The 11,781-nt window shown below is 46.1% G+C and carries 10 protein-coding genes; 1 reads left to right on the top strand and 9 read right to left on the bottom strand.

Going from position 1 to position 11,781, the window contains the following annotated elements; translation table 11 throughout:
* Positions 1 to 291 precede the first annotated feature (291 nt).
* The 9 genes from A3GG_RS0109300 to A3GG_RS0109340 form a co-directional block, all read right to left on the bottom strand.
* Entirely contained in the window at positions 292 to 1,944 is a 1,653-nt protein-coding gene (locus tag A3GG_RS0109300) for an MFS transporter (RefSeq protein WP_018359022.1), read from the bottom strand.
* Positions 1,945 to 2,438: 494 nt separating this feature from the next.
* Positions 2,439 to 3,578, bottom strand: coding sequence for a hypothetical protein (locus A3GG_RS0109305; RefSeq protein ID WP_018359023.1), 1,140 nt, complete (start codon positions 3,576 to 3,578; stop codon positions 2,439 to 2,441).
* 137 nt (positions 3,579 to 3,715) lie between these two features.
* The gene (gene rsxA / locus A3GG_RS0109310; RefSeq protein ID WP_018359024.1) at positions 3,716 to 4,288 is read right to left on the bottom strand and encodes an electron transport complex subunit RsxA; all 573 of its coding nucleotides are present in this window, start codon (positions 4,286 to 4,288) and stop codon (positions 3,716 to 3,718) included.
* Positions 4,289 to 4,293: 5 nt separating this feature from the next.
* Positions 4,294 to 4,893 carry an electron transport complex subunit RsxE gene (rsxE, locus tag A3GG_RS0109315; RefSeq protein ID WP_018359025.1) on the bottom strand — a complete coding sequence of 200 codons (600 nt, stop codon included), beginning with the start codon at positions 4,891 to 4,893 and terminating at the stop codon, positions 4,294 to 4,296.
* A gap of 12 nt (positions 4,894 to 4,905) precedes the next feature.
* Complete coding sequence (locus A3GG_RS0109320; protein WP_018359026.1) at positions 4,906 to 5,481, bottom strand: RnfABCDGE type electron transport complex subunit G; 576 nt, start codon at positions 5,479 to 5,481, stop codon at positions 4,906 to 4,908.
* Positions 5,478 to 6,506 (bottom strand): RnfABCDGE type electron transport complex subunit D, encoded by a 1,029-nt coding sequence (locus tag A3GG_RS0109325; protein ID WP_206077061.1) that lies wholly within the window; start codon positions 6,504 to 6,506, stop codon positions 5,478 to 5,480. Before A3GG_RS0109325 ends, A3GG_RS0109320 begins: the two co-directional genes overlap by 4 nt.
* Before the next feature lie 32 nt (positions 6,507 to 6,538).
* The gene (gene rsxC / locus A3GG_RS0109330; protein ID WP_018359028.1) at positions 6,539 to 7,873 is read right to left on the bottom strand and encodes an electron transport complex subunit RsxC; all 1,335 of its coding nucleotides are present in this window, start codon (positions 7,871 to 7,873) and stop codon (positions 6,539 to 6,541) included.
* Between the two features lie 37 nt (positions 7,874 to 7,910).
* Complete coding sequence (locus A3GG_RS0109335; protein ID WP_018359029.1) at positions 7,911 to 8,762, bottom strand: Fe-S cluster domain-containing protein; 852 nt, start codon at positions 8,760 to 8,762, stop codon at positions 7,911 to 7,913.
* A gap of 36 nt (positions 8,763 to 8,798) precedes the next feature.
* Positions 8,799 to 9,209 carry a SoxR reducing system RseC family protein gene (locus tag A3GG_RS0109340; RefSeq protein ID WP_018359030.1) on the bottom strand — a complete coding sequence of 137 codons (411 nt, stop codon included), beginning with the start codon at positions 9,207 to 9,209 and terminating at the stop codon, positions 8,799 to 8,801.
* A gap of 288 nt (positions 9,210 to 9,497) precedes the next feature.
* On the opposite strand from A3GG_RS0109340, the gene A3GG_RS12255 reads away from it, so the two are divergent.
* Positions 9,498 to 11,231, top strand: a complete 1,734-nt coding sequence (locus tag A3GG_RS12255) for a thiol-activated cytolysin family protein (RefSeq protein WP_018359031.1) — start codon at positions 9,498 to 9,500, stop codon at positions 11,229 to 11,231.
* Positions 11,232 to 11,781: the final 550 nt, after the last annotated feature.

Below are 11,781 nucleotides of genomic sequence, written 5' to 3' on the forward strand. Positions count from 1 at the left end.
AGCTCTCTTATTTAGCTTTTTATTTATGAGCGTTTGAAATGGTCTCCAATCAATGAGTTTGTCAATTTGCTCTAGAAACTCATTGCGTGCTCTAGAACTTCTCAATTCGGTAAACACCTCAGTAAATGAGGGTGCATTGTTGCTCGTTTGCTTGAATCCCATAACTATTGTCGCTATAAATCAATACTATATCCTCCCCTTAATTACACAATAAAGATACTAATAATCAATGATATACGCAATAATTTGAGACGGTTTTTCGTGCAACATTCTCATATATACTATCGTGTATTACTTGATATTAGGTAGTTCTAGTCCGTAGCCCTTCTTTTTGTCGATCCTCTTGAGGATAAAGCCCATGAGGAAAGCAAGTACACCAAGACCTGCAAGCATAATCAGAGGATTGGTGTAGTTGTAAGACACAGCTGCTACTTCTGGGCTCATGGTGCCGTTGGCAACTGCTTCTGTAATGTCGGTATTAGAAGCATTGAGCACTTTACCGATAAGGAGTGGGAATAGCCATAGACCAATATTCTGGATCCAGAATATAAGAGCATAAGCCGAACCGATAACCCTACTATCCACCAGCTTAGGCACGCTTGGCCAGAGAGCAGCTGGAACGAGTGAGAAAGAAGCTCCCAATACGAGGATGGTGGTAAAGGCTATGATGACGCCGCCAATCTTATTGCCTTGGAATTGAGGTAGGATAAAGGCAAAGGTCAAGTGGCATGCAATGAGTAGGATAGCACCCAGCATAAGCATAGAGGCTCCCTTGCCATGGTTGTCGAGATAATTACCAAGGATAGGCGTGATACCTACTGCAAGGAGTGGGAATACAGCGAAGATAGACTCTGCTGACTCTCTGCGGTACGCCATATAGCAGTATGCAATAAGGGTAATCACGGAGATGATGAGGAGAAGAGTCTTAGTCTTGCCCTTAGAGAAGTTGCTCACAAATGCCGTAGCTGCCACAACAATCATCACGATATACTGGATAACAGCTACCGAATTGGATGCCCAAAATGAGCCTTCGGGGAGTACGCTAAAGGAAAGATTGCTCTGGAGCATGTTTACAGCGTACTTCTGGAATGGGAAGATGGCTGAGTAGTAGAGCACGCAGAGTAGGGCAACGACCCAGAATACACCACTGGAGAGGATGGTGCCAAGGTCTTTGATGCGGAAAGGCTCGTCTTTCTCTTCTGCCTCGCCTGTCTCAAGGTCGAGCTTCCTATCCATAAAGAAGTAGACCACAAACATAATCAATGCTACCATAAGGAGCACAACACCAAAGGCTACCGACCTAGAGACATCGATAGTGCCACCAAGGCGAGCAAATAGCGGAGAGAAGATCATCACAGTAGCTACACCAAGCCTAGCGAGTGCCATCTCACTGCCCATTGCGAGTGCTAGCTCTTTTCCCTTGAACCACTTCACGATACCGCGAGAGACGGTAATACCTGCCATCTCTACACCACAACCGAATATCATAAAGCCTACAGAGGATAGCTTGGCAGAGGCTGGCATGTGGCTATTGAATGGTAAAACCCCAAGCTCGTCAAAGACTGGGATATAATTAAGGTTCTCAGTAAACCATCTTTCAAGCGAAGAGCCTGAGAAGCCTTCGGTGACAGCGTACCAATTGATAGTGGCACCGATTATCATCACTGCACCAGATAGAATCGCTGTGAAGCGAACGCCCATCCTATCTAGTATGATACCAGCGAAGATGAGGAAGAAGATAAATACATTGAGGAAGGTCTCACTTCCAGCATAAGTACCAAAAGCATCAGAGTCCCACCCACGGGTAGATTCGAGTAGGTCTTTAATCGGGGAGAGGATGTCCATAAAGATGTAGGAGCAAAACATTGCTAGTGCTAGCAATAGTAGTGCAGTCCATCTTACCGCCGGCTTGTCGCGGAGGGTCCCGCCATTTGCTGTAGTCATAAAACTGTTGTATTAATTATATTATTGGTTATTTGTAGCAAATGTAACTATAATTAGCCAATTATAGGGGCGTGTGCCCAATTATTCCGCAATACTCAGCGGAATATCCTCTGTGCAGTGTGTCGCTTTGAAGAGGTCAACCACTTAGTGAGCAAGGTCAAGTAAAGTAGGAACTAGAAGTCAATACACTAAGGAAACCTTTGGTGTCTAAGGTCAACTGGGTCGGTAGATAACCCACGAAAAAGGTCAACCTAATTCAGGCTAAGGCGCTCTTACTATGAGTGTATAACCCTTTTATATAGAGCATATTAACCGCCTATGGCTAGGACATGACGATTTAATATATACTAATCTGGTGAATTAGTATATATTAAATGGGTCAATTAGTATATACTAAATTGGTCAATTAATATATACTAAATGGTCATCGGATATACTGACTACAGAAACTGTATAGCCTGAGGCGTTGAGGGTTGTCGCCTAAGTAGGGGCGACTAGAATAGCGATAGGATGCCAAGGATTCCGCCAGCGACTTCTGCTACGGTCTCTATTTTCTTTTTCGTGAGCTCTTTCTTTTGCTCTCGTAGGACATTGTCGTAGTGATGTGGGTCGAAAGTGACGTTGCCTAGGTAGTTGCATTTACAAGAGGGGTGGTCAAATATCTCTGCCCCGAGGAATAGGGCACAGACATATTCATTAGGGTCATAGGCTTCTTTTTCGAAGGGCATGAGTCGGACATAGACCATGGCGTATTCGTATCTATTTAGGTACGGACTATTGCCCTTTAGCTTTCGCTCGTAGGCTTCGGCTTTATCCTCGGACATCTCTAGTATGGTCTTGCAAGGCTGGTGGAGGAGGCAGATATCGTGGGTGTTGTAGCCAGAATCATAATAGCCTTTGCAGTCGTAGAGCTCGGTAATCAGATAACCATTGATTTCGGGGTCGTAGGTCTTGTCATTCCCCAGCCCATTATTCAATTTCTTGGGGTAGTAGAAGGTCGTCTTCTCTAGCTTTTCTGGGAAGGTGGCGAGGTCGGCTTTGAGGAGAGAGAGGTAGTGGTCTTTTTCTCTGCGGAAGGTAAACTTGTCGTGCTCGCAAGTCTTTCCGAGTTCAGGGTTAACTAGTAAGATGTACCTGAGGATGGCTTTGTCGTCGATTGGGATCTGCTCGGTATGGATATAGTAGAGGAGTTTAGTGAGGTCGGTAAGCTCTGAGTATTGCTGGCGGTAGGCTTCGTTGTATCCTTGTCCCATCTGAAGCTCATAGTTATGTACTGCGTTATCAATATTGACATAGAATTGAGCACCGTTAGATGCGGAGCAAAGGGCGTTGATGGTTTGATTGGAATAATTATTGTCCATCAATATCCTATCCTTAAGCAAGCTGTCTACTACTAGAGATTGGTAGTAGTAGGACTTCATATCAGCTGTGACAAGATATTTGTTTTTGGTGTACTTGTCCGCTTTGAGCTCGGGGAGGAAAATGCTATTGCAGTGCTTTGGTGCGCCTACCCACAGGGTATCGCCGACCTGAATGGTCCGACCGTAGTAGGTGGTGAAGTGCTCGCTCTGCCCCATTACATCGGAGGCAAAGGGCAGTAGGCAGATAAGGATGAGTAGTAATCTTTTGTTCATGATGGTGTAGATTAATGGTGTTTAACATGATTAACAGCAAATGTAAGGATTATTGCTATTCTGAACAAATAAAATAGTGGCTGCACAGGTAAGTTTCTATGCAGCCACTATCGGTCTTTACGAACCGATTCTATTATTTACACGACTCCTGAGAAGCCCATAAATGCCATGGCAAGGATGCCGGCTGTGATTAGGGCGATAGGGATACCGGAAAGTGCAGCAGGAACCTTGGTCTTGGCGAGCTGCTCGCGAATCATAGCGAAGATGACAATCGCAAGGGTGTAACCAGCGGCTGTACCTACGGCATAGATGATAGACTGACCTAGGTTGAAGTCTTTCTGAATTACTGAGATGGCAACACCAAGTACCATACAGTTGGTGGTGATCAGCGGGAGGAATACTCCTAGTGCTTGGAAGAGGGATGGGGAAATCTTCTTGATAACCATTTCCATCATCTGCACTACTGAAGCGATCACTAGGATAAAGGCAATATTTTGCATAAACCCTATTGAAAGAGGATCGAGCACCAGCTTCTGTATCGCATAGGTGATGAGGGTAGCTATTGTCACCACGAAGGTAACGGCAGCGCCCATACCTATAGCTGTATCTACCTTCTTGGATACGCCTAAGAATGGACAGATACCTAAGAACTGTGTGAATACTACGTTATTGACAAGTAACGCACTGATAAATAGTATAATGTATTCCATATCTCTTATGCTGTCTTATTGCTTTTGCGATCGATGGCATTCTTGATGCCGATAATAAATCCGAGCACGATGAAAGCTCCAGGAGCGAGCACAAATACTAGTGCACCATACTCCTCTGGGAAGAGTGAGAGGTCAAATGCCTTGCCTGAGCCGAGTACTTCTCTCACAAAACCAATAATGGTGAGAGCGAGGGTAAAGCCAAGTCCCATGCCGATACCGTCGAGAGCAGAGTCAAATATATTGTGCTTAGCTGCAAAAGACTCCGCACGACCTAGCACGATACAGTTCACAACAATCAGTGGTAGGAAGATACCAAGTGATGCATAGAGAGCAGGCACGTAGGCTTCACAAAGCATCTGCACCAGTGTAGTGAAGGTAGCTATGATAACGATATAGCTTGGGATGCGTACTGAGTCTGGAATTAGGCTCTTGAGGGATGATACCACTATGTTGGAGCAGATGAGCACGAAGGTCGTTGCGAGTCCCATGCCCATACCGTTCATAGCACTCGAAGTGGTTCCTAAGGTAGGACACATACCGAGGAGCAACACGAGAGCCGGGTTCTCCTTGATGATACCATTGAGTATTATCTTTAACTTATTCATAGTCTATGTCTGTTACTTTAGTTGTCCATCTGCTATGGCTTTCTGCACCACAGCATAAGCTCCGTTGAGTGTCTCGAGGAAGGCTCGACTGGAGATAGTAGCTGCGCTGATGGCATTCACCTGTCCTCCGTCTTTTGTTACTTGTAGTGGCGTGGTAAGGTTCATGCCAAGTACGCTGCCTTTCTCTCCTCTAAACCATGCCTCCATCTTGCTACCCAGACCTGGGGTCTCGGCTTGCTGGAGTACGGTGTAGTCGATGATATTGCCCTCTTTGTCGATACCTACGAGTACTTTCACTAGCCCCGCAAAGCCATTATTGGTGTAGCTCTCTACGGCATAGCCTACGAGTTCGCCACCCTTGCGAGCGGGATAGATCTTGTAGTCGTCTACCATGAGCTCTTCCTCGAATGGCACGTTGTCGTGCTCTGGTACGACTCTATCGATACCAGACTTGAGGGTCGCTATCTTGGAGGCACTAATGACTGGCTCTGTGGTTTGGTACACAAAAGCGAGTAGGGCTGCTGCTACTGCTGCGATGAGTGTCAGAGAGAGCAGCATATTGGGTAGTGTTGATGCTAACTTCTTCATGCTTTCTTACTTTTTCCAAAGAGTTTAGGTTGCATATACCTATTGATGATAGGCACGATACCATTCATAAAGAGGATTGCAAAGGACATACCCTCGGGATAGGAACCAAAGAGACGGATGAGCATAGTGATGATACCTATCATGATACCATAAAGTAGCATTCCGCTCTTGCTCATAGGGCTGGTGACGTAGTCGGTAGCCATATAGATAGCTCCGAGTAGGAGTCCTCCGCTGAGGATATGGAATAGAGGTCCTGCATATACATCAGGGCTCACGCCATTCATAATGCCTGCGAAGATGGCAACGGTAGCAATGATAGCTACTGGGATGTGCCAAGTGATGACTTTGCGGATGAGTAGATAAGCAAAGCCTATGAGGAGTGCTATGGCACTTACCTCACCCATTGAGCCACCTACCATACCTAGGAGGTTGTCGGTGAGCTCAGGGAGCTTATCCATTGTGAAGCCTTCGGCACCCTTGGTAATTCCCTTAGCTATGGCTAGCGGGGTAGCTCCAGAGGTCGCATCTAGTAGAGGACTAGCGCCAGACGCAGCCTCAGTACCAGCAGATACTAATTTCTCTCCAAGAGGACTTGGATAAGAGGTCATCTGCACTGGGAAGGAGATGAGGAGCATCACACGACCTACGATAGCAGGGTTGAAGATGTTATTACCTAGTCCACCGAAACTCATCTTGCCGATACCAATCGCTACAAGAGCACCAACCACTACAATCCATAGCGGGAGGGTAGAGGGGAGGTTGAGCGCTAGAAGCAAGCCGGTGAGTACAGCTGAACCATCGAGAACGGTAATCTCCTTGCGACCTAATAGGAAGCGGCTTATTACCCACTCAAAGAGGGTACAAGCAAGGATGGAGGTAAGGGTCACCCACAGAGCGTCGAGCCCGAAGAAGTAGATAGATACTCCAAAGGCTGGTATGAGAGCGATGATCACATCATACATATTGCGCTCAATGGTGTCGCCGCTATGTATATGTGGAGAGGGTGATACGAGTAGTTTGTGCATATTTGACATATCTCTTTGCTTCGATCTATTCGTTAGGATTTACGGCTACGGATGATACCCATCACTGTCTTCTTGCCCTGACGGATATGGTCGAGAAGTGGGCGATTGGCAGGGCAAGTGAAGCTACAAGAGCCACATTCAATACAGTCTACTACGTTGCCACGTTCGAGCTCTTCCCAATCCTTAAATACAGTATCTCTCATCAGGTAAGCGGGGTTGAGCCCCATAGGGCAAGCGCCTACACACTTAGCACAGCGGATGCAGTTGCGCATGGGCTTGCGCTTTGTATCCTGAGTAGGTAGGAGTAGAATGCCACTCGTTCCCTTAGCTACAGGGATATGGTCGTTTACTACCGCCTTACCCATCATAGGACCTCCGCTGATTATCTTGCCAGTTCCTTCTGGTACACCTCCTGCGGCCTTAATCAGAGCGGCACTGCTAGTGCCGATGCGTGTTAGGAAGTTGGAAGGGTTGGAGAGCTGTTTGCCGGTTACGGTCACAATGCGCTCGATGAGTGGCTTATTCTTCTGTACCGCCTCATAGACTGCATAGGCGGTACCTACGTTCTGTACGATAGCACCCGCTGTGATAGGGAGCTGCCCGCTCTTAATCTGGCGACCGAGTACGGCATCAATCAGTTGTTTCTCACCGCCCTGAGGGTAACGTACCTTGAGGGGCTGTATCTCCACACCTGGATAGTTCTTTGCTAGGCTCTCTAGGTGTGCGATAGCGTCTTTCTTATTATTCTCGATACCTACTACGCCACGAGAAACACCTGCAGCCTTCATCAGGATAGTGAGACCAACCAAAATCTCCTCGCCGTGCTCCAGCATAAGACGATGGTCGGCAGTGAGGTAAGGCTCGCACTCCACACCATTGAGGATAACGACCTCTGCCTTCTGATCCTTAGGGGGGAGTAGCTTCACATTGGTGGGGAAAGTAGCGCCACCCATACCTACGATGCCGCGGTCTGCAATTCTTGCCACGATATCGGCTTGTGCCATTGTCACCTCGCGCACCAATGTAGTAGAGCGGTCTATGTCCTCTTCCCAGGTATCCGTGCCATCGCTCTTGATGGTAATCATCATCTTGGGATAGCCCGAAGCATCGACCACCTCCTCTAGTTTCTGTACTACGCCAGAGATACTAGAGTGAATATTGGCAGAGACAAAGCCCCCTGCCTTGGCGATGAGGGTTCCTACCTTCACCTCGTCTCCCTTCTTCACCAGCGCTACAGCTGGTGCCCCTATGTGCTGAGCTAGAGGTATCTGTACCTCCTCAGGTAGTGGTAGCACCTCGATAGCCTTGCCAGCCGATAGTTTGTTCTCTGGCGGGTGTACACCACCTATTCTAAATGTCTTCAACATACGCCTATATATTATAAGGTATCTTATATATTCTACTTTAAGCTTCTGCCGTAGCTGCCGCCTCCACCTTCTCCTTGCGTGGAGGGAAGTTAACCTCATGGATAGCGCCGGTAGGGCATGCCTCTACGCACTTGCGGCATAGTCGGCACTTGTTGTGGTCGATGTAGGCGAGGTTGTTCTCCACTGTGATAGCGTCGAACTTACATTCCTTCTCGCACTTAGAGCAACCTATGCAGGCATTGTTGCACGCCTTGCGAGCTACGCCGCCCTTCTCCTTATTAACACAAGAGACAAATACACGGCGACCCTTTGGCCCCTTATTCCTTAGCTCTATGATCATCTTAGGGCAAGCCTTGACACAGGCACCACAGGCAGTACACTTCTCTTCGTCTACCTCGGGTAATCCTGTAGTAGGATTGATGTGAATAGCGTCAAACCCGCAAGCCAACGTACAATCGCCTAATCCGAAGCAGCCAAAAGTACAGCCTGTCTCGCCACCGTAAGTAGCCGCAGCAATAGTACAGGTGCTAGCGCCATCGTACTGATTGATTCTTGGGCGTGCCTCACAATTGCCATTACAGCGTACTACAGCCACCTTAGGGTCAGCCTGTACAGCTGCACGGCCAAGCGTCTCGGCTACCTTGAGCATCACATCGTTGCCACCTACAGAGCAGAAAAGCCCATCCATAGACTCTGCCTCTACACAGGCACGAGCAAATCCAGAGCAACCTGGGTAACCGCAGCCACCGCAGTTGGCGCCAGGGAGAATCTCATTTACCTGCTCAATTCGAGCATCCTCCTCCACATGGAACTTCTTGGATACCGCGAAGAGTAGTCCAGCGGCTAAAGCGCCCACGATGGCGAGGAATGCAATAGTTACTCCAACCATAAAATAGTTATATCAATTAGTTGTATCTTATTATTTTCAATCAACGAGTTCAGCCTTCAGCCTGAAAGTCTTCTCAAAATAACCTCTTAGGAGCCATAGGACTCCACAGTACGACAAGATTCCACACAACATTATAAGGAGCATGGTGGTCTCCTTGGTCTCGAGGTGGTTCATCACAATTGCGCCAATGCCTATCAGTACAATAGGGATTACAAAGGCAAAGAGTACTGCTTTCAACGGCGTGCCACCCTCAACGGCTACGATGCGTACCCTCGTACCCTCCGTGAGCCCTAATGGAAACTCTTGTACCTCTAGCAACTGACTATCCTTGTCAGCTGAAGAGCAAGCTCCCTTGGCGTGGCACTGACTGCAAGCAGAGTGGCGCTCAATGTGTACCAGCATCTTGTCCCCCTTTATTTCTTTCACAGTGCCGATTTTACACTCCATAGATTTCCTGCTTTATTTAAATCGCTACAAAACTACCCAAATTGTGTGAAATATCCATGCTATTCTCGGAGATTACTTCATAAACTCGCCTGATTAGCCTAGAATGATAAGGAATACTGCTCATTTAATGTATATATATTAATGTGTAGAGGGACCGATAAAAATTTTACCAGAGTCATGCAGTATTTCCATTTAGGTGTTGTTATTATGGTATAAGTAGCTACTTGCCATTGGTTGGCAAAACAAAAGAGTATTTTAACGGAAGTGTAATAACTAATTGTATGAATTATGATGACTTCTAAGACAACTTTTCTCAAGAGCCTAACGCTCGCTGGTTATTCAATTGTAGCGGCACTCGCATTTGCTTCTTGTAGCCCTCAGACTAAAGATGCTCCGAATGGCAATGAAGTCCTAACGAACAACAAGTCAATCACGGCTTATCTCACAGGTCTACCCGTCCACAATGGCGTAACTTCATTGCGTGCTGCTGATTTCCCTGAGAATGGACGCCCAGTAGAGATTGGATTTTTACCTGATGGAGTATTAAGAGCGGCAAGGAGTGCTGCTGATCGTGAACCAGGTGTAAACGAAAAAGGACAACCTGGCTGGTGGGTCAAGACTTCTCGCCGCTACAAGCTCTCCGAGGTATTCGATGAGTCGGTGTTGCTCAATCCTACTAATGATGTCCTATTCCCAGGCGTAGTATTTCGCGGCAATACTATTGGTGATGGTACCTATGCAGTAATTTCAGATATTGACCGCGCTAAAATTAAGATTTCTATAGATCGACGCACTCAGGAAGGCGATAATGATAAGATCTCTAGAGAGTTTGAGAATATTCAGATGAGTGACTACCGTAAGGCGCTTAATGAGTGGGGACAGATTAATTTTAAGGAGGGCTCTGCTTTAACTACCAGTAGTATTGACGAAGTGCGATCCATGGATGAAGTCAACTTTAAGATGGGTGCTGGGTTCGATAATGGTGCTATCAAGGTGTCTACCAACTTGAAGTTCAATTTTGAGAACAATAAGAACCACTTCCTCGTCAAGTTTATCCAGAAGCAATACTCTGTGACTATGGATATCCCTAAGATGATATTTAAGACTGTAGATCCTAAGGTGATTAAGGACTACCAACCAGTATATATCAGCAATATCGACTACGGTAGGATGGTATTCATGTCTGTAGAGACGAGCCATTCACTCCAAGAGGTTGAAGCCGCTCTGAAGGCTGCAGTGGAGAAACTACATATCAATGGCGAACTAGAGGCTAAGTACAGAAAGGTACTCGATAGTAGTACTATCAACTTCGTAGCTATCGGTGGTGGCGTAGATGACCACTCTATAATCGTAGAGAAGGGATGGGAAGGATGTAAGAACTTTATGATATCTAAGATTCCGCTAAGCAAGCTTCCTCCAATCGCTTTCCAATTACGTCTCGCCTCTGATAATTCTGTGGCTAGAGTGGTGAAAGCCACGGAGTATACCATTACCAAGAGGGAGTTTATCCCCGATTGTCGGGGCGTTGATATCCTTTCTGAGGTAGTTTCTCTACAGGGTTTTTCTTACTATGGTGGAACCATTTGGGTCTATGGTCACTGTGGGCTCGAGGCTCATAATAGTGCCCTAAAGGTTGAGCAGAAATATATCTTTGATAGAAGTAGAGATAATTATCAAAGTATTCTTAATGATATTTATTTCCCTTATCCCGTTGATTCCCCACAAAGGGCGCATATTACCATTTCCAAACCAGAAAATATGGACATGGAGGAGTTTCTCCGTCAGCGTGTCAATTTTACTACGAACTTAAGTATGCGATTTAGCTCTCCCTCAAAGGATGTGCATCTGGCTAAGGGTACGATTGAATTTACCATCGCTGATATTATTAAGATGACATCTGTGGATCGTGTAAAACCTAAACCAATGATTTTCTGTGTGAGCTCAAGCAATAATGGTTATAAGTTATTTGTTAACTTTAAGGTACATTGCGTAGATCTATTACCTGTTAAGGCTGATAAATAGTTGACTATAAGGTGGCTTCGGGGAGAGGGATGAGGAACTAGGGGTTGTGAAACCCATAGTTCCTCAATTCTTATTGTACCCCTACACCTCTCCTCCGTAGAGGCATCATTTTTATGAGCGATATTAAGCGTATTTTTCTCTAGGAATAAATAAATTTATTTGTACAGATAAATGTTTTTATTCCTAGGAATAAATTTGGGTGCTCGCGCGAGCCAAAAATGTTGCTCTCATGAGGACAACCACCTATATTATCTAAGTGATATAAAATGCTTGTATGAGACCGTTGCACGAAGATATTTGATTTTCTCATCCTCCTTTTCGTCCGTTTTTTAGGAGGATTTCGTTCAGGGCAGTCTTTCTCTTATCATATTTTCCCCTCTTTTTGAGCTTTAAAAGGCTCAATTTGAGGGGGATTTTTGACTTGAGAGGATGCCAAATGCTCCTCTCGAGGAGGATTCGGTCATTGGGTATTAGCTGACAATTGGATTATCATCATAGGGGCTCTTTTGATGTTGTGACATATGGACTCCAAAATATTTTGTCCGTGAGT

It is taken from the genome of Porphyromonas levii DSM 23370, assembly GCF_000379925.1.
Taxonomy (GTDB): Bacteria; Bacteroidota; Bacteroidia; order Bacteroidales; family Porphyromonadaceae; genus Porphyromonas_A; species Porphyromonas_A levii.

Bases quoted from the DNA above. Each gene is read 5' to 3' on its own strand.
- A3GG_RS0109300 (WP_018359022.1), bottom strand. From the start codon at position 1,944: ATGACTACAGCAAATGGCGGGACCCTCCGCGACAAGCCGGCGGTAAGA.
- A3GG_RS0109305 (WP_018359023.1), bottom strand. From the start codon at position 3,578: ATGAACAAAAGATTACTACTCATCCTTATCTGCCTACTGCCCTTTGCC.
- rsxA (WP_018359024.1), bottom strand. From the start codon at position 4,288: ATGGAATACATTATACTATTTATCAGTGCGTTACTTGTCAATAACGTA.
- rsxE (WP_018359025.1), bottom strand. From the start codon at position 4,893: ATGAATAAGTTAAAGATAATACTCAATGGTATCATCAAGGAGAACCCG.
- A3GG_RS0109320 (WP_018359026.1), bottom strand. From the start codon at position 5,481: ATGAAGAAGTTAGCATCAACACTACCCAATATGCTGCTCTCTCTGACA.
- A3GG_RS0109325 (WP_206077061.1), bottom strand. From the start codon at position 6,506: ATGCACAAACTACTCGTATCACCCTCTCCACATATACATAGCGGCGAC.
- rsxC (WP_018359028.1), bottom strand. From the start codon at position 7,873: ATGTTGAAGACATTTAGAATAGGTGGTGTACACCCGCCAGAGAACAAA.
- A3GG_RS0109335 (WP_018359029.1), bottom strand. From the start codon at position 8,762: ATGGTTGGAGTAACTATTGCATTCCTCGCCATCGTGGGCGCTTTAGCC.
- A3GG_RS0109340 (WP_018359030.1), bottom strand. From the start codon at position 9,209: ATGGAGTGTAAAATCGGCACTGTGAAAGAAATAAAGGGGGACAAGATG.
- A3GG_RS12255 (WP_018359031.1), top strand. From the start codon at position 9,498: ATGATGACTTCTAAGACAACTTTTCTCAAGAGCCTAACGCTCGCTGGT.